Origin of the sequence: Brevibacterium sp. UMB1308A (genome assembly GCF_030230605.1) — a bacterium.
In the GTDB taxonomy this organism is placed as follows: Bacteria; Actinomycetota; Actinomycetes; order Actinomycetales; family Brevibacteriaceae; genus Brevibacterium.
In genome coordinates this window covers 10,923-31,186 of sequence record NZ_JASPDO010000023.1, presented here as the reverse complement: position 1 = coordinate 31,186, position 20,264 = coordinate 10,923, and the positions used below count along the sequence as shown (strand labels likewise).

Annotated in this window: 20 protein-coding genes, 2 tRNA genes and 1 pseudogene; 11 read left to right on the top strand and 12 right to left on the bottom strand. The window is 58.6% G+C overall.

The annotated features are described in order from the left end of the window. Nucleotide 1 precedes the first annotated feature (1 nt). The 4 genes from QP868_RS09795 to sdhC are packed head-to-tail and all read right to left on the bottom strand — an operon-like array spanning nt 2 to nt 3,420. Nucleotides 2-796: a succinate dehydrogenase iron-sulfur subunit gene (locus QP868_RS09795; RefSeq protein ID WP_284926375.1), complete on the bottom strand. Its 795-nt coding sequence runs from the start codon at nt 794-796 to the stop codon at nt 2-4. After that, a complete protein-coding gene (sdhA, locus tag QP868_RS09790; RefSeq protein ID WP_284926374.1) occupies nt 796-2,556 on the bottom strand; it encodes a succinate dehydrogenase flavoprotein subunit in 1,761 nt (586 codons plus the stop codon). Before sdhA ends, QP868_RS09795 begins: the two co-directional genes overlap by 1 nt. Nucleotides 2,557-2,587: 31 nt before the next feature. After that, on the bottom strand, nt 2,588-3,037 hold the full coding sequence (locus QP868_RS09785) for a succinate dehydrogenase hydrophobic membrane anchor subunit (RefSeq protein WP_284926373.1): 450 nt from the start codon (nt 3,035-3,037) through the stop codon (nt 2,588-2,590). Nucleotides 3,038-3,042: 5 nt separating this feature from the next. Beyond that, entirely contained in the window at nt 3,043-3,420 is a 378-nt protein-coding gene (gene sdhC, locus QP868_RS09780) for a succinate dehydrogenase, cytochrome b556 subunit (protein ID WP_284926372.1), read from the bottom strand. 234 nt (nt 3,421-3,654) lie between these two features. On the opposite strand from sdhC, the gene QP868_RS09775 reads away from it, so the two are divergent. The 4 genes from QP868_RS09775 (at nt 3,655) to QP868_RS09760 (ending at nt 7,635) form a co-directional block, all read left to right on the top strand. Then, nucleotides 3,655-4,761, top strand: coding sequence for a mannose-1-phosphate guanylyltransferase (locus tag QP868_RS09775; RefSeq protein WP_284926371.1), 1,107 nt, complete (start codon nt 3,655-3,657; stop codon nt 4,759-4,761). A 140-nt stretch (nt 4,762-4,901) separates the two neighbouring features. Continuing rightward, on the top strand, nt 4,902-6,053 hold the full coding sequence (locus tag QP868_RS09770; protein WP_473964644.1) for an amidohydrolase: 1,152 nt from the start codon (nt 4,902-4,904) through the stop codon (nt 6,051-6,053). A 17-nt stretch (nt 6,054-6,070) separates the two neighbouring features. Continuing rightward, the gene (locus QP868_RS09765) at nt 6,071-7,177 is read left to right on the top strand and encodes an adenosine deaminase (RefSeq protein ID WP_284926369.1); all 1,107 of its coding nucleotides are present in this window, start codon (nt 6,071-6,073) and stop codon (nt 7,175-7,177) included. Continuing rightward, complete coding sequence (locus QP868_RS09760) at nt 7,174-7,635, top strand: hypothetical protein (protein ID WP_284926368.1); 462 nt, start codon at nt 7,174-7,176, stop codon at nt 7,633-7,635. Before QP868_RS09765 ends, QP868_RS09760 begins: the two co-directional genes overlap by 4 nt. A gap of 31 nt (nt 7,636-7,666) precedes the next feature. On the opposite strand, the gene QP868_RS09755 is transcribed toward QP868_RS09760, so the two are convergent. Together QP868_RS09755 and QP868_RS09750 are read right to left on the bottom strand one after the other, a co-directional pair. Beyond that, the gene (locus QP868_RS09755) at nt 7,667-8,383 is read right to left on the bottom strand and encodes a hypothetical protein (RefSeq protein ID WP_284926367.1); all 717 of its coding nucleotides are present in this window, start codon (nt 8,381-8,383) and stop codon (nt 7,667-7,669) included. Between the two features lie 80 nt (nt 8,384-8,463). Beyond that, complete coding sequence (locus QP868_RS09750; protein ID WP_284926366.1) at nt 8,464-8,952, bottom strand: MarR family winged helix-turn-helix transcriptional regulator; 489 nt, start codon at nt 8,950-8,952, stop codon at nt 8,464-8,466. A gap of 326 nt (nt 8,953-9,278) precedes the next feature. Between QP868_RS09750 and sucC the strand changes: the two genes are divergently transcribed. Next, nucleotides 9,279-10,445 carry an ADP-forming succinate--CoA ligase subunit beta gene (gene sucC / locus QP868_RS09745; RefSeq protein ID WP_284926365.1) on the top strand — a complete coding sequence of 389 codons (1,167 nt, stop codon included), beginning with the start codon at nt 9,279-9,281 and terminating at the stop codon, nt 10,443-10,445. A gap of 20 nt (nt 10,446-10,465) precedes the next feature. Next, entirely contained in the window at nt 10,466-11,365 is a 900-nt protein-coding gene (sucD, locus tag QP868_RS09740; protein WP_284926364.1) for a succinate--CoA ligase subunit alpha, read from the top strand. 95 nt (nt 11,366-11,460) lie between these two features. Here the strand turns inward: sucD and QP868_RS09735 are convergent, their stop codons facing one another. Next, nucleotides 11,461-11,862, bottom strand: coding sequence for a universal stress protein (locus tag QP868_RS09735; RefSeq protein ID WP_284926363.1), 402 nt, complete (start codon nt 11,860-11,862; stop codon nt 11,461-11,463). A gap of 128 nt (nt 11,863-11,990) precedes the next feature. Between QP868_RS09735 and QP868_RS09730 the strand changes: the two genes are divergently transcribed. Beyond that, nucleotides 11,991-12,803 (top strand): SDR family oxidoreductase, encoded by an 813-nt coding sequence (locus QP868_RS09730; protein ID WP_284926362.1) that lies wholly within the window; start codon nt 11,991-11,993, stop codon nt 12,801-12,803. 143 nt (nt 12,804-12,946) lie between these two features. Here QP868_RS09730 and QP868_RS09725 read toward each other — a convergent pair whose 3' ends face one another. The 4 genes from QP868_RS09725 to QP868_RS09710 all read right to left on the bottom strand — a co-directional run bounded on the left by QP868_RS09725 (nt 12,947) and on the right by QP868_RS09710 (nt 14,101). Further along, nucleotides 12,947-13,168, bottom strand: coding sequence for a hypothetical protein (locus QP868_RS09725; protein WP_284926361.1), 222 nt, complete (start codon nt 13,166-13,168; stop codon nt 12,947-12,949). Nucleotides 13,169-13,279: 111 nt separating this feature from the next. Next, nucleotides 13,280-13,352: transfer RNA gene (locus tag QP868_RS09720), tRNA-Lys, on the bottom strand. A 121-nt stretch (nt 13,353-13,473) separates the two neighbouring features. Then, nucleotides 13,474-13,818: a GroES family chaperonin gene (locus tag QP868_RS09715; protein WP_284926360.1), complete on the bottom strand. Its 345-nt coding sequence runs from the start codon at nt 13,816-13,818 to the stop codon at nt 13,474-13,476. Between the two features lie 4 nt (nt 13,819-13,822). Beyond that, a complete protein-coding gene (locus tag QP868_RS09710) occupies nt 13,823-14,101 on the bottom strand; it encodes a DUF3618 domain-containing protein (protein WP_284926359.1) in 279 nt (92 codons plus the stop codon). Between the two features lie 74 nt (nt 14,102-14,175). Between QP868_RS09710 and bcp the strand changes: the two genes are divergently transcribed. Further along, entirely contained in the window at nt 14,176-14,646 is a 471-nt protein-coding gene (bcp, locus tag QP868_RS09705) for a thioredoxin-dependent thiol peroxidase (protein ID WP_284926358.1), read from the top strand. Between the two features lie 118 nt (nt 14,647-14,764). After that, a tRNA-Leu gene (locus tag QP868_RS09700) sits at nt 14,765-14,846 on the top strand. A 74-nt stretch (nt 14,847-14,920) separates the two neighbouring features. Here QP868_RS09700 and QP868_RS09695 read toward each other — a convergent pair. After that, nucleotides 14,921-16,148, bottom strand: a pseudogene (locus QP868_RS09695) (IS481 family transposase). Nucleotides 16,149-16,796: 648 nt separating this feature from the next. On the opposite strand from QP868_RS09695, the gene QP868_RS09690 reads away from it, so the two are divergent. Then, on the top strand, nt 16,797-18,485 hold the full coding sequence (locus QP868_RS09690; protein WP_284926356.1) for an ABC transporter ATP-binding protein: 1,689 nt from the start codon (nt 16,797-16,799) through the stop codon (nt 18,483-18,485). Then, nucleotides 18,482-20,176 (top strand): ABC transporter ATP-binding protein, encoded by a 1,695-nt coding sequence (locus tag QP868_RS09685; RefSeq protein ID WP_284926355.1) that lies wholly within the window; start codon nt 18,482-18,484, stop codon nt 20,174-20,176. The genes QP868_RS09690 and QP868_RS09685 overlap by 4 nt, the downstream gene beginning before the upstream one ends. The last annotated feature ends 88 nt before the right edge of the window (nt 20,177-20,264 follow it).

The following is a 20,264-nucleotide window of genomic DNA, read 5'->3' as shown; positions in this document are numbered from 1 at the left end:
GTTAGAACGCTCGGGTCAGCAACGCCTGCTTGACTTCTGCAATTGCCTTAGTGACTTCAATTCCACGCGGGCAAGCTTCCGTGCAGTTGAAGGTGGTGCGGCAACGCCACACACCTTCCTTGTCGTTGAGAACCTCGAGGCGCATGTCGCCACCTTCGTCACGTGAGTCGAAGATGAAGCGGTGTGCGTTCACAATTGCTGCAGGTCCAAAGTACTGGCCATCGGTCCAGAATACTGGGCAGGACGAAGTACACGAAGCACACAGAATGCACTTAGTGGTGTCGTCGAAGATGGCGCGGTCTTCAGGTGACTGCAGACGTTCGCGAGTTGGTTCGTGACCAGACGTGATCAAGAACGGCATGATCTCGCGGTAGGACTGGAAGAACGGTTCCATGTCCACGATGAGGTCTTTTTCAAGAGGCAGGCCCTTGATCGCTTCCACCGTGATGGGCTTGTTCGTGTCCAGGTCCTTCAGCAGGGTCTTACACGCCAGGCGGTTACGCCCGTTAATACGCATTGCGTCCGAACCACAGATACCGTGTGCACATGAACGGCGGAACGACAGGCTACCGTCGATTTCCCACTTGATCTTGTGCAGAGCGTCCAGGATACGGTCCGTGCCGTACATGGTGACTGTGTAGTCTTCCCAGTGTGGCTCGGAATCAGCTTCAGGGTTGAAGCGTGCAATACGGATTGTGCAATCGAACGATGGGATTTCTCCGCCACCGCCACCCAAGTGATCAGGAAGATCAACCTTGGAGGCTGGCTCAGCTGTCTTTACTTCTTTTTCACTCATCAGTACTTACGCTCCATTGGCTGGTACCGCGTTACAACGACGGGCTTCGTTTCCAAACGCATTCCTGCGACACCTTCAGCGGTTGCTGATTCGTCGCGGTAGGTCATGGTGTGGTGCATGAAGTTTTCGTCGTCACGGTTCGGGAAGTCTTCACGGAAGTGTCCGCCACGCGATTCCTTACGGTGCAGAGCGGCAACCGTAACCACCTCGGCGATTTCAAGAAGGAAGCCCAACTCGACTGCTTCGAGGAGATCCAGGTTGTAACGCTTTCCGCGGTCGTGGATACCCACGTTCTTGTAGCGTTCACGCAGAGCTTCGATGTCCTTAAGCGCGGTGCGCAGGGTTTCTTCAGTACGGAACACCTGAACGTGGGTGTCCATGGTTTCCTGAAGGTCCTTACGGATCGCACCGATCAGTTCTGAACCGTTTGAACGACGCATGGTTTCGATCATGTCGACCGTGCGGTCAGCGGCGCCGTCTGGGAGTTCAGGAAGCGTAGCGGTCTTGGAGTATTCCGCAGCAGCGATTCCCGCGCGCTTACCAAACACGTTGATGTCCAGAAGCGAGTTGGTTCCCAAGCGGTTTGAACCGTGGACCGAAACACATGCACATTCACCGGCAGCGTAAAGGCCAGGAACTACCGTGTCGTTGTCGGCAAGAACTTCCGATTCGACGTTGGTGGGGATACCACCCATCGCGTAGTGAGCCGTTGGGAACACTGGAACGGGTTCCGTGTATGGTTCAACACCCAGGTAGGTGCGGGCGAATTCGGTAATGTCTGGAAGCTTCGCGTCAATGTGTGCTGGTTCCAGGTGGGTGAGGTCCAGAAGAACGTAGTCCTTGTTTGGTCCACAGCCACGACCTTCACGCACTTCGTTCGCCATGGAACGGGCCACGATGTCACGTGGAGCCAAGTCCTTAATGGTCGGAGCGTAACGCTCCATGAAGCGCTCACCATCGGAGTTACGCAGAACTGCACCTTCACCTCGGGCGGCCTCCGACAGGAGGATTCCCAAGCCAGCCAAACCGGTTGGGTGGAACTGGAAGAACTCCATGTCTTCAAGCGGAAGCCCGTTGCGGTAGGTCACAGCAACACCGTCACCGGTGAGCGTGTGTGCGTTGGAGGTGGTCTTGAAGACCTTTCCGAAACCACCGGTTGCAAAAACTACGGCCTTAGCACGGAACACGTGGATTTCGCCGGTTGCTAGTTCGTACGCAACGACACCTGCCGGACGGCGCTGGCCGTCGACCTCGGTCATTACGAGGTCCAGAACGTAGAACTCGTTGTAGAACTCAACACCGTGCTTCACACAGTTTTGGTAAAGGGTCTGAAGAATCATGTGACCCGTACGGTCAGCGGCGTAGCACGCGCGACGAACAGGCGACTTACCGTGGTCGCGGGTGTGTCCACCAAAGCGACGCTGGTCAATCTTGCCTTCAGGCGTACGGTTGAACGGCAGACCCATCTTTTCCAGGTCAAGAACCGCGTCGATGGCTTCTTTTGCCATGACTTCAGCGGCGTCCTGGTCGACCAAGTAGTCGCCACCCTTAATGGTGTCGAACGTGTGCCATTCCCAGTTGTCTTCTTCAACGTTGGCAAGAGCTGCACACATACCACCCTGAGCCGCACCGGTGTGCGAACGGGTTGGGTACAGCTTGGTAAGAACAGCTGTGCGTGCGCGCTGCCCAGATTCGATGGCTGCGCGCATGCCGGCGCCACCTGCGCCGACGATGACAACGTCGTACTCATGTACCTGCATAGATACTCAATTCTCCTTCAAACGACTGTCACTAAGCGGTGCAGAATGTGGGCAAAAGTTCAGCCGAGGTGTTCACTGGGCATGGGTCAAAGGTGAAGATCACCAGGGTTCCCAGGACCACAATGATGGCTGATGCGATGTACAGAACAAGTTGCAGGACAACGTTGGTGCCTGGCTTTTCTGCGTAGTCGTTGATGATGGTACGCATACCGTTTGTTCCGTGGAGCATGGCAAGCCACAGCATAGCCAGGTCCCAGATCTGCCAGAAGGGGCTCGCCCACTTACCGGCGACGAAACCGAAGTCGAGTCCCTGCACACCTTCGCCCTGCCACAGGTTGACGAACAGGTGACCAAAAATCAGGATGACAAGGATCAGACCTGAAACACGCATGAACAGCCAGGCCGCAAGCTCGAACTTGGAACGGGTGTTCTTGTGGCGGGTGTATTCGCTACGAGGAGCGGGAAATGAAGTTGCCGTCACTTTTCTCAACCTCCGAACGTGTGCATGAGGTGGCGGGGCACAAAAGCGATCAAGACGATGAGCCACAGGACCATGACAGCCCAGAACATCTTGCGCTGGTTCTTGGGGCCACCCTTCCAGAAGTCAACAAGGATCACGCGCACACCGTTGAATGCGTGGAAAACGATCCCGGCAACCAAACCGATTTCGGCAATTGCCATGATGGGTGTCTTATAGGTTCCGATAACAGCGTCGTAGGCTGCGGGCGATACGCGTACAAGGGCTGTGTCAAGCACGTGGACCAGCAGGAAGAAGAAAATACCAACACCTGTGACGCGGTGAGCGACCCAGGACCACATTCCTTCGTGTCCGCGGTACAGCGTGCCCGTTGAGGCTTTAGCCACGGGGCATCCTCCAGTTGAGACAGTTTTAATAACATATAAAAGCTACGCCTGGGGCGTTGCTTTAGCCAATCGAGCGAATCTGTATCCACTAAATCCCGCGAGTTACCGCGATCTTTATGAGATTCGCAGACATTACACATAATAACGCCATATAAGCGTGGGGTATCTCTCGGGTTTCATATCGTGGCGCGTGTCTGGTGGAAGTGTGGACGTTATGCCAGCAACAATGATGCAATGATTCCCAACTTTCATGTGGTGATCCCGGCCGGTGGAGCGGGGACCAGGCTGTGGCCTTTGTCTCGTCGTGACCGGCCAAAGTTCTTGCACGACATTCTGGGGGTGGGGTCAACCCTGTTGCAGTCCACGTGGTCGCGGACGGTCCCGTTAGTGGACCCGGAGCACATGTGGGTGGTAACGGGGCAGGCTCACGCTGAGGAGGTCTCGCAGCAGCTCCCAGACTTACGTGGGGATCGGTTGGTTAGGGAGCCTTCACCTCGGGACTCTGCGGCAGCCATTGGGCTGGCCGCCGCGCTCATTCACCGCACTGACCCGGATGCCGTCATTGGGTCGTTTTCTGCCGACCATTCGATTACCAACGCGGAAGATTTCCGTGCGGTGGTCACGCAGGCGGTGGCGGCGGCATCTGGCGGCGACATTGTCACGGTGGGGATCACGCCCACTTACGCGTCGACGGCGTACGGATACATAGAAACCGGAGCGAACTTGGGGTGGCGTGCCGCTCCCACTGCCCGGCGCGCGCTGAACTTTGTTGAAAAACCAGATGCGACGACGGCTCGCAAGTACACGTTTTCGGGGCGCTATCGGTGGAACGCGGGAATGTTTATTGCGCGCACTGACGCGATGTTGGAGTTGTTCGCGCAGCACGCCCCTGATTTGTATGCGGGGCTTATGAAAATCGCCGAGGTGTGGGGAACCGACCGTCAAGATTCTGTTTTGGCTGAAGTGTGGCCGCAATTGGAGAAAGTGGCGATCGACTATGTGATCGCCGAACCGGCCGCGCGCGCTGGACGTGTTGTGGTTGTTCCTGGCGACTTCGGTTGGGATGACGTGGGAGACTTCGACGCGGTGGCCAAGCTAAGGCAGCCGGCGCCAGGGGAGCGGTGCGCGGTGAAGGTGATCGGTGATTCGCCAGTGGTTGCGGAGGACTCGTCTGGTGTGGTGATTTCAACCGGTGGCCGGCCTGTAGCTCTTGTGGGTCTTGACGACGTAGTGGTCGTGGATACGGAGGACGCGTTGCTTGTCACGAGCCGGAACAGTGCGCAGAAAGTGAAGAGCGTGGTTGCGCGTCTGAAGGATCAGGGGCTCACGCAGATTCTGTAGGCTGTGGTGGCCTCGCGCTGGCGCCCTGTTGTGTGCCCGTTTATGTGTCATTCCGTGTCATGAACTGGCTCACGTGGCGGTGAGCGACTACATTATTGGCACACAGTGAATAGGAAGAGGGCGCGTTGATTCAGTCAGTTGTGAACGAGCTAGTGGATGAGCTCATCGAGTTCCGTCGTGATATTCATGCCCACCCTGAACTGTCTAATGTTGAGCACCGCACAACTGAGAAGATCGCGCAACGCCTGAGGGACGCTGGTCTTGAGCCCGTGCTGTTCGAAGGTACCGGCTTGTATGTGGATGTGGGCGAAGGCCCCATCGTGGGTGGTCTGCGCGCTGACATCGACGCCCTTCCGCTAGATGATTTAACCCGGACCGAGTTCGCTTCGACCGTGCCCGGTGTGAGCCATTCGTGTGGCCACGATGTTCACCTCACTGCTGCGATGGGTGCTGCGCTCGCCTTGTCGCGTATCCACGAAACCAAGGGTGGTTTGGGTGGCACGATCCGCTGTATTTTCCAGCCAGCTGAAGAAGTGACTCCAGGTGGGGCGCTGCAGATTATTCAGCAGGGTGCGCTCACGGGTGTTCCTTTGTGCTACGCCTTGCACTGTGACCCGAACGTGGATGTGGGCAAGGTGGGTTCGCGTATTGGGCCCATCACGGCGGCAGGTGACACGGTTATTCTGCGCTTGCGCGGACACGGTGGCCACACGTCACGTCCACACTTGACTGAGGACTTGGTGTACGCACTTGGCCGCTTGGCCGTTGATTTGCCGTCAACTCTGTCGCGGCTGATTGACCCACGCCATGCGTTTTCCTTGGTGTGGGGTGCGATCGAAGCTGGCCATGCGCCGAACGTAGTTCCCAATGAGGGTTCCCTTATGGGGACGTTGAGGTGCCTGGACGTCGACGGTTGGAATAAGGTTGCCCAGGTTTTGCCGGACTTGGTTGACAGGATTGCGGGCCCGTACGGTGTGGAAGTTGAGTTGGAACACCGCCGAGGTGTCCCGCCGGTTGTCAACACCGAAGAAGAAGTGACGTTGGCAGAGCACGCAATCCGGCAGGAGTTAGGGCCGGATTCGGTGGAGCTGACCCCACAGTCGATGGGTGGGGAAGACTTTGCGTGGTATCTCACCAGGGTGCCGGGTGCTCTCATTCGTTTGGGAACACGCACGCCTGGCGGACACACGTATGACATTCACCAGGGTGATTTTTTGGTTGACGAGCGCGCTGTGGGAATTGCAACGCGGGTGAACTGTGCCGTGGCGCTGGAGGTTCTGAACCGCGCGTGATCCGCTAGGGTGGAAGTGTGGATACTAACCTTTTTCCTACACCTGTTGGCGTTGACGACCGTGACCCTATCTTGGAGCTTCCCAAGGTTTCACTGCACGACCACCTCGACGGTGGTTTGCGTGCTTCAACCCTGATTGAACTGGCCCAGGAAGCCGGCGTTGAGATCCCTTCAGGTGACCCCAGCGATATGCGGGCGCGTATTTTGGGCGCGTCCAATTCGGGGAGCTTGGAACGTTATTTGGAGTCCTTCGCGTTGACAGTTTCTGTCATGCAGACGGCCGATGCACTGACCCGTGTTGCCCGTGAATGGGTGCTTGATCAGGCTGCGGACGGAGTGTTCTACGCAGAAGCCAGGTGGGCTCCAGAACAACACGTGCAGGGTGACCTTGACATGGATGCGGCTGTTGCAGCTGTGCAAGCGGGGCTGGATGAAGGAACTGCGATTGTCGCTGAAGCTGGAAAGTTCATTCGTGTGGGGCAGATCCTCACGGCCATGCGACACGCAAAGAATTCTGTTGCGGTAGCGGAGCTGGCGTTACGCCACCGCGATAGCGGGGTTGTTGGATTTGACCTGGCTGGAGCTGAAGATGGCAACCCGCCAAGTAAGCATCTGTCTGCGTGTGAAACTCTGCGCGCGGCGTGTTTCCCTCTGACGATCCACGCTGGTGAAGGCGCTGGGGTCGACTCGATTTTTGAAGCGGTCCAGGTATGCCACACGCAGCGCATTGGGCACGGTGTGCGGATCGTTGAAGACATGGACATTGTCGACGGTCAGGGGACCTTAGGGGAGTTGTCCTCGTGGATCTTGGACCGGCAGATTCCGCTGGAACTGTCGCCCACCTCGAACGTTCACACGGGTGCGGCCGACTCGATTGAAACGCACCCCATCACGGGACTGAAAGACCTGGGCTTTGCGGTGACGGTCAACCCGGACAACCGGTTGATGTCAGGAACGTCGGTGTCCAAGGAGATGCGTTTGCTGGTTGACCGTGCCGGATGGGATCAGACCGACCTCGAATGGGTCACCGTCAACGCGTTGAACGCGGCGTTCCTGCCTTTGGACGTGCGCGAGCGTCTGCTCGACGAGCTTGTGATCCCAGGGTTCGCCAGGATCGAGCTGTGACCCAGACAAACTCTGTTCCACCTCGGCCATCAACCCTGTGGATTGCCTTGGGGGCACTTTCCCTGGAGGCGCTTGCCCTGGTAGGGGCAGGTGTGTGGGCGGTTGCCCTAGCGGTTTCCGCTCAGGAAGAAGTGACGTCGCTGTTGGCGTTGGGGACCATGTTTGTGGTGTTTGGCGCGTTGATGGTGGGCGTGATGTTCGGGGTTTCCCGAGGTGTCCGCTGGGCTCGCCCTGCAAGTGTGGCGTGGCAGGTGTTGCAGTTGATTTCTGGGTTCGCGATTGTGGGGCAGGATCTTCGGGTCGGCGGGCCGGCGATTGTGCTGGCCGTGGCGACGCTGGTGGGGCTGTTCGCGCCACCTACTCTGACCTGGTATGAAGCGCGCTTGCTTGAGCACGAGGCTCGTGAGGAAGAACGCCTGAAGGGGCTTCAGCAGGAGTCGTTGAAGAAGCGACGGTAATGGGTTAGCCCCGCCGCACCTATGGCTTCACCTATGACTGAACTGACTCGCACGCTTGGAAGAAGAAGTCACCTTCGGTTTCGCCGTCAGTTTCGCGCATGAGTACGGCGCTCTGCTGAATCGCCCACCACAGTTCTGGTGCTGAAATCCAGGTTTTGCGCAGGTCTTCGCGCGCATCAGGATCGCCCGCCAGCTTCTCAGCTGCTGCACCAATCCGGTCGGCACCTTCCGGGTCTGAGCACTCCTTTTTCAGTTCCTTGTTCTTAGGGATCAGCCCCGAGATTTCGTCCGTGCTCTTAGTGCTCAGCTCGAACGCGCTGTCACCCAACTGCTCGGCTTCGAACGTGCCGCGGATCCGGTGGAACCCAGGCGAACTCTCCGACACCACATCGCGATCCACCGTGACACTCACCGAATCCGGGGTGTCGGGAGTCAGCGTCACACGGTCACTGTCAGCCACCTCGGCGCCGGTATGCACAACCACATCCACGTAAACCGGCTTCTTGTCGCCAGCTGCCTTTGCGAGCGAGTCCCACAGCGGATCGTTTTCCCTCGACCCGCCGGGGGAGGCGTCAACCACGGTGAGTTCGGGGGTGTCGGCAGGGGCAGAGATGGACGGCACGGGTTCGGGGCTACCGGTTGCGTAGCTGGCGCCCGGGCGTTCGGTTGGGCTGACTGCGCAGGCGGACAGGGTGGCCACCACGGTGGCTACCAACGCCGAGGTTGCAAGAGTTTGTGGTCGGATCACGGCTACTCCTAAAGAGTGGGAAGGGGCCGGACTGGGCCGTTTGAGCTGATTCGGTTATGTGAAGTTGTGCGGGGTTGAACCTACGCGGGGCTGAACCCTGTTGATAACGAGCGTAGCAATTCTGCCAGTTTTCGTTTTTGAGCTGCGCTCAAGTTCGACAGTAAGGCGTGTTCGTGTTCCAGAAGTTCGGCAAGCGCGGTGTCTACTTTTGTGCGTCCCGAGGTGGTTAAGCGAACGTGGACCCCGCGACGGTCGTGTGGGTCGGGGTGGCGGCTGACGAGCCCGCGGGAAACGAGGCGGTCAATGCGGTTGGTCATGGTGCCAGAGGTGACCATCATTTCGTTGACCAGGGTCGACGGACTGAGTTGGTAGGGTTCCCCTGCGCGACGTAGGGCAGACAGGACATCGAATGCCCACACTTCAAGCCCGTGGGCTGCGAACGTTTCTTTGCGTGCTAGGTCCAGCTGTCGTGCCAAGCGGGAGACGCGCGACAAAACTTCCATGGGTGTGACATCTAAGTCTGGCCGTTCGCGTTCCCACGCACTGACAATGAGATCAACCTCATCCATACTGCAATTCTAAGACATTTTAGGTTGGCATCAAGAATCTTTGTCGCCAAGATATTTGATGCGTGTGGGGTTGCGTCCTGTGTGTGCAGCCCGCGTTTCACGTGCGCCCTGTCACATTTGCGATCAAATATTCGCTCAGCACCTGACATGCGCGCTAAAACGACTAGAGTGATGAATTGGGCGTAGAACCAACTTATTGTTCGCCTGGTGTGCGCGGTTCACATGTTCGTGTGGGCGGGTTGCACAGCGAGGAATGAGCTGGGATATGCGTAGGAGAACAACTTCCGCAAGGAAGTGGCCCAAATCTACAACTAAAGGAAATAGACGTGGATCTTTTCGAGTATCAGGCCCGCGACCTTTTCGAAAAGCACGGTGTGCCCGTGCTCAAGGCCAAGGTCGCATCAACCCCGGAAGAAGCACAGAAGGCAGCTGAAGAACTAGGCGGCGGCACGGTCGTCGTAAAAGCTCAGGTGAAGATCGGTGGCCGTGGTAAGGCCGGCGGTGTGAAACTGGCTCATAACCCTGCTGAAGCAAAAGAGCGCGCAGAAGAAATCCTGGGGCTCGACATCAAAGGCCACATTACTCACAAGGTTATGATCGCCGAAGGTGCCGACATCGCTGAAGAATACTACTTCTCAGTGCTCTTGGACCGCGCGAACCGTACCTTCCTTGCTATGTGCTCCAAGGAAGGCGGAATGGACATTGAAACGCTCGCGGCTGAACGTCCAGAAGCCCTGGCTAAGGTTCCTGTAGACGCGATCGAAGGTATCGACGAAGCTAAAGCTAAGCAGATCGCTGAAGAAGCAGGCTTCGACGCTGAAACCGCTGGCCTGGTTGCTCCTGTTCTGCAGCAGCTGTGGACAGTATTCAAGGAAGAAGACGCAACGCTGGTCGAGGTTAACCCGCTGGTCAAGACCGGGGACAACACGATTCTTGCGTTGGACGGAAAGGTGTCGCTGGACGACAACGCGTCATTCCGCCACGAAGAGCACGAAGAACTTCGTGATATCCAGGCTGAAGACCCGCTGGAACTGAAGGCAAAGAAGCTCGACCTCAACTACGTCAAGCTCGACGGTGAGGTCGGTGTCATTGGTAACGGTGCTGGACTGGTGATGTCCACTCTCGACGTTGTTGCCTACGCCGGTGAAAACCACGGTGGTGTAAAGCCAGCGAACTTCCTGGACATTGGTGGTGGAGCTTCCGCTGAAGTCATGGCCAACGGTTTGGACGTCATCCTTGGTGACGACCAGGTCAAGAGCGTGTTCGTGAACGTGTTCGGTGGAATCACCGCATGTGACCAGGTTGCAAACGGAATTGTTAAGGCCCTGGAAATCCTGGGTGACAACGCCACCAAGCCTCTGGTTGTGCGCCTGGACGGAAACGCCGTTGAAGAAGGCCGCGAAATCCTGGCTAAAGCCAACCACCCACTCGTCACCACTGTCGACTCCATGGACGGTGGAGCCGACAAGGCCGCCGAACTGGCAGCTAAGTAACCCGGAAAGGACTTACACTCATGTCGATTTTCCTCAACAGTGAATCAAAGGTCATTGTCCAGGGTATTACCGGTGGTGAAGGAACCAAGCACACCGCACGTATGCTGGCTGCCGGCACCCAGGTTGTGGGTGGTGTGAACGCGCGCAAGGCTGGCACCAAGGTGTCCCACAAGGACAAAGACGGAAACGATGTAGAGCTTCCAGTATTTGCTTCGGTTGAAGAAGCCATGAAGGAAACTGGAGCCGACGTTTCGGTCGCGTTCGTTCCTCCTGCGTTTTCCAAGGACGCTGCGTTCGAAGCGATCGACGCAGGAATTGGCCTGCTGGTGATCATCACTGAAGGCATCCCGGTTCAGGACTCGGCTGAAATCTGGGCGCACGCAACTGCGAAGGGCAACAAGACCCGCATCATTGGTCCTAACTGCCCGGGAATCATCTCCCCTGAACAGTCGCTTGCTGGAATTATCCCCGCGAACATCACCAAGCGCGGAAAGATTGGTCTGGTGTCCAAGTCGGGTACGCTGACCTACCAGCTCATGTACGAACTGCGTGACATCGGGTTCTCCACCTGCATCGGTATTGGTGGTGACCCAGTGATTGGTACCACTCACATCGACGCTATTGCAGCGTTCCAGGAAGACCCTGACACGGAAGCAATCGTGATGATTGGTGAAATCGGTGGTGACGCTGAAGAGCGTGCAGCCGAGTTCATCAAGGAGAACGTGACCAAGCCAGTTGTTGGTTATGTTGCAGGCTTCACCGCTCCAGAAGGAAAGACCATGGGTCACGCTGGTGCGATCGTGTCCGGTTCATCGGGAACCGCTGAAGCCAAGAAGAAGGCTCTTGAAGCTGCTGGTGTGAAGGTGGGTAAGACCCCATCTGAAACCGCTAACCTCATGCGCGAAATTCTGGGCGCATAAGTTCTTCTTAACGGCTCGGATGTGGGCCGTGAAAGCGCGTCACCCTGTTGTGGGTGGCGCGCTTTTGTTGTGTTGTGAGTGGGGTGGGCGAGGTTTTACTTCCGAGGTGCTTTGACGCACAGAACTGGGGCAGTGGCTTGCGAAATGATGCTCTGTGCAATTGAGCCAAGGAGTAACTTGCCCACTCGTGACCGCCGAGGTGTTCCAATCACGATCATGCGAACGTCGGGGAGCGTTTCTTCAAGTGCGAGGATCTCTTCAACGGGGTCGTTGCCACGCAAGAACTGGTGGACTTCATGGGGTACTCCCGTAGTTCCGAGGTGGTCGCGCAGTTCTTGTAAATGTTGAGGCGAAGCAACCAGTGGATCGTCAACAGCTTCACCCACTCCAGCGTTGACAACGAAGAGTGTGTCACCGGTGTCCTTAGCGAGCTGAACTGCCGTGTCGACGGCAGAACGCCCTTGTGGTTTGGGGACGTAACCCACAATGATCGTCACGGCATTTCTCCTTTCAGTCCTCCCAGCTTAGCGTGCCCTTACGTGTGTCCGGTACTCGGTGTTCGGCTCTAAAAACGCGCGTGTTAGCCTCAAAGTGACCAACACAGCGACTGGTAGGGGTTGAGAACATGTCACGAATTGTTGTAGTAACCGGTGCAGGGTCCGGAATTGGTAAATCAACTGCTGAAGTACTGCGCGGACAAGGCCACACCGTTGTTGGTGTAGACCTCAAAGGCGCAGACCTTGACGTAGACCTGTCTGACCCAGATGCGATTGCTCGCATGGTTGAGCAGATCAGCGAAACCCACGACCGGGTTGATGCAGTTATAGCAAACGCTGGAACCCAGTCAAACACCTCGCTCGACCTCAAAGTGAACTACTTTGGCGCAGTCGACACGATCAAGGCACTCGCACCACTCCTCGCAAAGTCGGACAACCCGCGCGTTGCCGTTACCGCCTCGGGCGCGTCCCTCCAGCCCACCGACTACTCACTGGTGGAACTCCTCCTTGCCGGAGACCGCGAAAAGGCAGTGGCGTACGGTGACAAGCTGGCGGAGTCGGGGCCGCAGGTGGGATACACCAACTACTCGGCTTCCAAGCGCGCGATCGCCACGTGGGTGCGTAAGATGGCTCCTACTGAGGAATTTGCTGGTCGTGGAATTGCGATCAACGCAGTGGCACCCGGTGTGGTTGAGACCCCAATGACTAAGGAGTTGCTGGCTTCGGAAGAAGGTCGGAAGCTGGCGCTTGGCACAATGCCTGCACCGCTGAACGGTCCCGTGAAGCCCGAAAGCATTGCGCATGTGCTTGCGTTCACGGTTTCAGCTCAGAACCGTTCCATGACGGGGCAGATTCTGTATGTGGACGGCGGTTTTGACTCCACTGAACAGGGCCGCGGTGCTGACATCTGGCACGAACCTCGCCACATTGACAACGTGTGATGCGGTGTTCTGAGTGTGCTGTGCAGGGCGTGTTGCACAAGGCGTGTGAAGCGTCCTGAGTGATGAGATAACGAGTGGTGCGGGTGCTGATGCGCTCGCACCACGTGTGTTTTGTGGTGAAGTTGCTGGGTTAAAGCTCTAGGTTAGTTGTTTCGATGTTTCAGCGCTAGGGAAATGAGCCAGGTGGAGGCCCACAGTGCAAGCCCGGCGCCTAGGATCAAAGCAAAGATGGCGACGGCACCCAGGCTGATCCATCCGGCTTCTGAATTGCGCGACCATACGACGAAACCGAACCCGGCTGTGAGAAACAGCAACGCGCTGCCAATGACTACCTTGAGCAGTCGAGGTGTGTTGGAGAGTGTCATCGGCGGCTCCCTGGGCTGGAAGTTGGGTTGGAAGTTGGTGTTAACGCAAAAGCCTCGCTAATGAAGCTTGTAGCTAGATTAGCGAGGCTTTCGAGGAAATTTCCTGAACCGTACACCCCCCGGGACTCGAACCCGGAACCCACTGATTAAGAGTCAGTTGCTCTACCAATTGAGCTAGAGGTGCGCAACGAAAAACTACTTTACATGCCTGATCCCCAGAAGGGAAATTGAAAGAAGCAGATTTTCGTCTTTTGTGTGAGAAGTCACATTTGTATGGTGTTTGAGTGGAGCGGTTGGGTGGCTTTTTACAGGTAAAGCCCTGTCGAGCTGTCGTCTGGTTGATCGGCGATGCCATGGACGTCCCTCTCGCGCAGGAGAGTGAACGTACGCGCGTCCAATTCCACCTCGGCCTGTTCTTCAGGGTCAAACAAAACCGAATCACCCAACGAAACCTGCCGAACCAGAGGCCCCGCGGCAACTACCGTGCCCCACGCGAGCCGGCGCCCAACCCGAGCCGTAGCCGGAATGACGATCCCAGCAGATGACTTGCGTTCGCCTGATTCCTTATCCGGTTCCACCAGGAGACGGTCGTGCAACATGCGCACGGGGACCGAGTCCAGGTTGGAACTGCGTGCCTGAGTGTCAGTCACGGTGCTACTTTTTGCGGGTAGCTAGGAACGTGATCAGTGCGGCGGTGCCCAGGACGATACCACCGGCCAATGCCAAGCGGTCGACCTTGGGGGAGCCGTCGCGGTTGACGACAATTCCTTTAGCAGAGTCCGTTGCTTGTGCGACCAAGGCTTTGGGGTGAACTCGGCCAACAAGTTCGTCAATGTTCGCCGCGAGTCGCTGTTCACGCAGGCGGATCGATTCAATCAGCTGGTCTTTGTTTGCGTTATCTACAGTGACGTTAGACGTGTAAACGTTGCTCATATTTTGAAGTTTACCTGGTGTCACCGACTATCGTGGAATGTGTTCTTCACAATACCTACAAGGGGAGATGTGCCATGCCACGTTTAGAAATCGGTGACGTTGCGCCAGAGTTTGAACTGCTCAACGCGCAGGGGGAGACGGTGAAGCTGTCGGACTTCGCTGGGTCGAAAGTTATCGTGTATTTCTACCCCAAGGCGATGACGCCCGGTTGCACGACTCAAGCGTGCGACTTCCGTGACAACTTTGAGGTTCTGAAGGGTGCTGGGTATCAGGTGGTGGGAATCTCTCCTGACAAGCCTGAATCGCTGCAGAAGTTCGCTGACAAAGAAGGGCTGAACTTCACGCTACTGAGCGACCCCGACAAGAAGGTGCTTGAAGAGTGGGGTGCGTTCGGTGAGAAGAACAACTACGGCAAAGTCGTGCAGGGTGTGATTAGGTCCACGGTTGTGGTTGATGAGTCCGGCAAGGTTGAGTTGGCCAAGTACAACGTGAAGGCCACGGGGCACGTGGTGCGGATCCTGAAGGATGTTGGCCTGGCTTCGTAGGAAGCGGGCTGACGGGTGCTGGTTTCGGCATAGGTTGGCTGAGGGTCGGCGGGTTTGCGCGCCGAGGCGGTAGTGGAATTTTTTCTTGCGCTGGGTTTGCACTATGCTGGATAGGCGCGCGCGAGTGGCGGAATTGGTAGACGCGCTGGATTTAGGTTCCAGTGTCTTTTGACGTGAGGGTTCAAGTCCCTCCTCGCGTACGGTGTGAAGTCTCGGGACATCGTTCACTCGATGTCCCGAGATTTTTTGTGTTCAGGGGCGTTGATGTGTCGCGTCATCGTTCCCTTTTTGTGTGTGGGTGTGTCGGGTCATCGTTCCCCTTTTTTTGTGTGTGGGGTTCTTGTTTTTGGTTGGTAGTTTTTGGTCGGGTCGATTGTGTATTCGGCGATGATTTCTCCGGTTGTTTTGTTGATTGCGATGGCGTTGGGTCCGTTGACGAGGAGGATGATTCGTTGTCGGTTGTGTGCGCGTCCGATGCCGAGGTGTTTGAGTTTTCCGGCGTAGCGGAGGGTGATTTTTCCGTAGCTGTCGACGCGGTCGAAGCGTACTCGCCAGTGGGTGTTGTGTAGGTGCATGGTTGGTTGGTCTTTGGGTGTGGCGGTGTAGGTCTGGTGGGGTGTTTGTCTGTTGATGGCGCGGTGTTTTCGTTTGGTGTTGTATATCGTGCGGAAGTCGTGCAGTTGTTGTTGTAGGTCCTCGATGGTGAGTGCGGGTGGTTGGGCTTGTAGCCATTTTTTGAGGGTGCTGTGGAGGCGTTCGATTTTTCCTTGGGTGGTTGGTTTTCCGGGGTGGCCGTTTTTCTGTTCGATGTTGAGGTCTGCTAGGAGCTGTTCGAACGGGTTTGGTTGTTGGTTGTTGGTGCGTCCGCCGGCAAGGCGGGTGGTGTAGACCAGTCCGTTGTCGGTCAGGGTTGCGGCGGGTAGTCCGTGTTGGTCTGTGGCTTCTAGGAAGGTGTCTACGACGATGTGGCCGGTGATTCGTGGGTGGGCACTGATGTGTGTGAGGTAGCGGGAGTGGTCATCGAGCCAGGAAATGATTTCGGTGTCGGTGTTGTCGGCTAAGGGCCAGTGTGTGAAGTCGGATTGCCACAGGCTGTTGGGGGCAGGTGCTTGGAAGCGGTGCCAGGATGAGCGGGGTCGTTTTTGTGGTTGCGGGGTGATTTCGTTGGTGGTTTTAAGGATTCGCCAGATTGTGCTGGTTGATGGGCGGGTGTTTTCGGGTAGTCGGTCGTAGATGGATTCGGCTCCGGCGTCTAGGCCGTCGCGGAGGAGTTGGTGGCGTAGTTCCACGATTGTTTCTCGGATGTGTTCTGGGGTTTTGTTGGGGTTGGTCAGGGGGCGTGTGGAGCGTGGTTGGAGTGCTTCGAGTCCGCCGGTGCGGAAGCGTTGGAGTAGGGTTTTGGCCCATCGGGTGCTGATGCCGAAGTGTGTTGCTGCGTCTTTGACGCTCATGCCGCTGTTGACGATGGCTAGAACGACTGCGCGGTTGCGTGAGTATGTCATACCCCAGCTTGACTGTTCGGGCGTCTTTGAGGTGAACGATGTCGTGACACATCAGTGAACGATGACGCGACACATGATCGGAACGATGTCGTGACACACCTGCGGGCCGGTTTAAGGGTTTAAAGGTGAACGATGTCCTGAAACCAGACACCTCGTGGCGCGCAAAATATCCGGCCCCACCAGCGCAAGCGTTGGTGGGGTCTTTGTTTTACACCTGTGGATAACCATGAATCGTTGATCAAATCGTTGATCAAACCCAAAAATAACTTCGGTGATCTGTGGTCATACCCCGCGCACCCCACTGTGATCTTGATCGCACAATATGTGGACCATTCGTGGGTTGGTGCAGTGGTGTCGAGGTGAGATCTCTTTGACCACCACAGCCCGCTTACGCTGGCACCGCGAACACCTGGAACGATTATCGATCCGCCACACCCACACCCTCGACGACCTGCGGGCCGCTGTGGCCATCGGGGTGGAGGTGGGCGTGTTAGGGTAACCTAAGTTGAGGACGACGGCTATTTGTTTAGGAGCTGGACAGTGCCGCGCGTGACTGACGAAAGTACCACAGTGGCGAACGAGTCGCCGAGTCGGCAGACGGTGGACAACGCGAACGCGGGGAACCCGTCTTGGCGTATCCTCCGACCAGTGGCCGCACCCATCGCTGTCGCCCTTTTGCTGCAGGTGCTCAGCAGTCTGGCCAGTGCCATTCCGTTGCTGGCGCTGGTCCGGATCGTCGATGGACTTACCCGCGGTACGGACGCTGTATGGCCAGCGGTGTGGTGGTTCATCGGCGGACTCGGCGGCGCACTCAGCTTGGGATCTCTGGCGTTGCTCATCACCCATCTGGTCGACCTGCGAGTACAGGCCGGTTTGCGCATGCAACTGGCCGACAAGCTGAGCCGACTTCCGCTGGGATGGTTCGATCAGAGCTCCTCCGGACGTGTCCGACGCATCGTCCAAGACGATGTTGCGACCCTCCACCACCTCGTCGCCCACGCGTTGGTCGAGATCACCGCAGCGGCTCTGACTCCGGCGGTCGGAGTGATCGTCGCCTTGACCATCGACTGGCGGCTCGGACTGTGCTGCTTTATCGGCCCGGTGGCCTACATGGTCCTGTTCTCGGTGCTCGCGCCCGGAGACATGCGCACGGTCATGTCCCGGATCGCTGAGTCGCTCTCCGAGGTCTCGGCCGCAGTGATCGAGTTTGTCGACGGCATCGCGGTGCTACGCGTGTTCGGGGCGGGGGAGACCGGCTCGGCGCGCTTCACCAGGGCGTCCGACGACTTCACCTCGGAGTTCCGCACGCTCGTCACGCCCCAGATGCGTGCCCACGCAATCGCGCTTACGGCCCTGGGGCTGCCGGTCGTCGCGCTGACCATCGTCGCTCCCGGTGCTGCCATGGTCGCCGCCGGGTGGAGCGAGGTCGCCGACGTCGTTGTGGTCACCATGATCGCGCTCTCACTGCCTGCCACGTTGCTCACGGTCGGAGCCGGGCAACAACACGTCAACGACGGGCAAGAAGCCGCCGGGCGACTCATCGCCCTCCTCGACGAGCCCGAACTCCCCGTGGCCGGGCAGCCTCGCGAACCCGCCGGGTCCGATGTCACGATCGAGGATGTCACCTTCGGCTACGCGCCCGACCAGCCGGTGTTGCACGGCGTGTCGTTCACAGCACGAGAAGGCTCGGTCACCGCGCTGGTCGGGGCCTCTGGTTCGGGCAAGTCGACCCTCGCGTCCCTCATCGCCCGCTTCCGTGACGTAGACGCCGGTGCGATTCGGATCGGCGACGTCGACGTGCGCGACATCGACCCGCACGTGCTCCATCAACATGTCGGCGTCCTGTTGCAAAGCCCGAGCCTGCCCGCCATGAGCATTCGCGACAACATCGCCCTCGGGCGTCCGGGAGCGACCGACGAGGATATCCAGTACGCGGCCTCCCAAGCGGCGATCGACGCGCGAATCCGCGAACTGCCCCGTGGCTACGACAGCGTCGTCGGAGAAGACGCGCGGCTCTCCGGCGGCGAGATCCAGCGCGTGGCCATCGCGCGCGCTATTCTCGCCGACCCCCAAGTGCTCGTACTAGACGAGGCCACCTCCGCGGTCGACCCCGAGAACGAGGCTGCGATCGGACAGGCCCTCGCCGAACTGACGCGTGGACGCACGGTCATCATGATCGCCCACCGCCTGGGAACGATCGCCCACGCCGACCAAATCGTCGTCCTCGATCACGGGCGGATCGTCGAACAGGGCCACCACAAATCCCTGCTCGCCGCCGGTGGTCGCTACGCCGAACTGTGGCACGACCAGGCTGTCGTTTCGGGAGGTGCACGATGATTGCGCAGATCGAACAGATCGCTGGTCAGGAAGGTCGCTCCACACTTCGGCGTTTCGCAGCCATGGCTGTGGCGGCAGGAGTCGCCCAGGGTCTGGCGCTGGCCTGTCTGATCCCGGTTCTGGTCCACCTGGTCCGGGGGACCGTCGGTGTGGCGCTCTGGTGGTTGATCGCGCTAGTGGTCGGTGCCGGCGTCCATGCCCTGCTCACCGTGCGGGTCACGCGCGGGAGCGTCGATCTGACCATGGCGCTGATGTCATCGATGCATCACCAACTGGCCCGGCAGCTCATGCGTCTGCCGATGGGGTGGTTCGGTGGCGGGTCCGCGGCGTCCGCCTCACGACTCGCGGTCCGCGGAACAATGTTCGTCGCCACCGCGATCACTGACGTGCTCGCCCCGTTGCTCGGCTACGTGGTGACCCCGTTGACCCTCGTGATTGTGACCTTCTTCTTTGACTGGAGGCTGGGGCTCGCTCTCGCCGTCGGGGTTCCGCTGGTGTACGCCTCGACCATGCTGGCTCGCTCATGGAGTGCCCGGGCTGACGCCCGACTCGCCATTGCCGAACACCGCACCGACGCCGCGTTGCTCGACCTGGCCAAGCACCAAACGGCGTTGCGCGGAGCGCGAGTCGCGGGTTCTGGCTATGCTCCCCTCGCATCATCACTCGACCGGCAACGTCGCCTCGGTGTAGCGGCCCAGCTGGCCTCCGCCGCGTCAATGATCGTGCAGAGCGTCGTGGTGCAGGTGGTTTTCGGTGCCGTGGTCACCGTGGCGGTGTGGCGCGGGCTCGGTGGCGCGGATCCGGTTATGATGGTCGGTCTCATCCTGATCGTCACCCAGGTGATTGGGCCGCTCCGCACACTCTCCGAACTCGGTACGGCGCTGCGGCGCATGGATCGCGAACTCGACCAGGTAGTCGATCTGCTCGACGAGCCGGGGCTGCCTGAACCCGCCCAGCCGGTCGTAGCGCCGACACGTCCGCCAGAGATCGCGGTCGACGCGGTGCGCTTCGGCTACGGGGATGTTGCGGTGCTCGACGGTCTCGACCTGACTGTCGCGCCGGGATCGGTCACGGCCATCGTCGGGCCATCCGGGTCGGGCAAGACCACACTCACTCGCCTGATCGCCCGTTTCCATGACGTGGACGCGGGAGCCGTGCGGCTCGACAGCGTGGATGTTCGCGACATGGCCAGCGCCGATGTCCTTGGGGCGATGTCGTTGGTGTTCCAGGATGTCTACCTCCTCGACGACACCCTGCGTGCGAACGTGCTGCTTGGCTGTCCCGAAGCCACGGATGCCGAGGTGGACGCCGCTGCGAAGCTGGCGCGGGTCGACGAGATCGTCGATCGCTTGCCTCAGGGTTGGGCGACCCGTGTCGGTGAGGGCGGCAGACTGCTCTCGGGCGGCGAGCGGCAGCGCGTGTCGGTGGCCCGCGCCGTGTTGAAACGGGCGCCGGTGTTGCTGTTGGATGAGGCGACCTCATCGCTCGACGCGTCCGCCGCCGTGGCTGTGCAGGAGGCACTGCGCGAACTAGCTGGGTCGGCGACCGTGCTGGTGATTGCGCATCAAGAGCACACAGTGGTCGCTGCCGATCAGGTCGTCATGCTCGATGGCGGACGTGTCGTGGCTGCGGGGGCGCATGAGGATCTGCTGAATTCGTCGCAGGCGTATGCCCGTCTGTGGGCTCGATAGCGGACTCAGTGGCCGCAGTCGCGCCCATCCACCCCACTCAAAGAAGCCTCAGAACCAAGACTCACCCCCTCCACATGCGTGACCAGCG

Bases quoted from the DNA above. Each gene is read 5' to 3' on its own strand.
- QP868_RS09795 (WP_284926375.1), bottom strand. From the start codon at position 796: ATGAGTGAAAAAGAAGTAAAGACAGCTGAGCCAGCCTCCAAGGTTGAT.
- sdhA (WP_284926374.1), bottom strand. From the start codon at position 2,556: ATGCAGGTACATGAGTACGACGTTGTCATCGTCGGCGCAGGTGGCGCC.
- QP868_RS09775 (WP_284926371.1), top strand. From the start codon at position 3,655: ATGATTCCCAACTTTCATGTGGTGATCCCGGCCGGTGGAGCGGGGACC.
- QP868_RS09750 (WP_284926366.1), bottom strand. From the start codon at position 8,952: ATGGATGAGGTTGATCTCATTGTCAGTGCGTGGGAACGCGAACGGCCA.
- sucD (WP_284926364.1), top strand. From the start codon at position 10,466: ATGTCGATTTTCCTCAACAGTGAATCAAAGGTCATTGTCCAGGGTATT.
- QP868_RS09730 (WP_284926362.1), top strand. From the start codon at position 11,991: ATGTCACGAATTGTTGTAGTAACCGGTGCAGGGTCCGGAATTGGTAAA.
- QP868_RS09725 (WP_284926361.1), bottom strand. From the start codon at position 13,168: ATGACACTCTCCAACACACCTCGACTGCTCAAGGTAGTCATTGGCAGC.
- QP868_RS09710 (WP_284926359.1), bottom strand. From the start codon at position 14,101: ATGAGCAACGTTTACACGTCTAACGTCACTGTAGATAACGCAAACAAA.
- bcp (WP_284926358.1), top strand. From the start codon at position 14,176: ATGCCACGTTTAGAAATCGGTGACGTTGCGCCAGAGTTTGAACTGCTC.
- QP868_RS09685 (WP_284926355.1), top strand. From the start codon at position 18,482: ATGATTGCGCAGATCGAACAGATCGCTGGTCAGGAAGGTCGCTCCACA.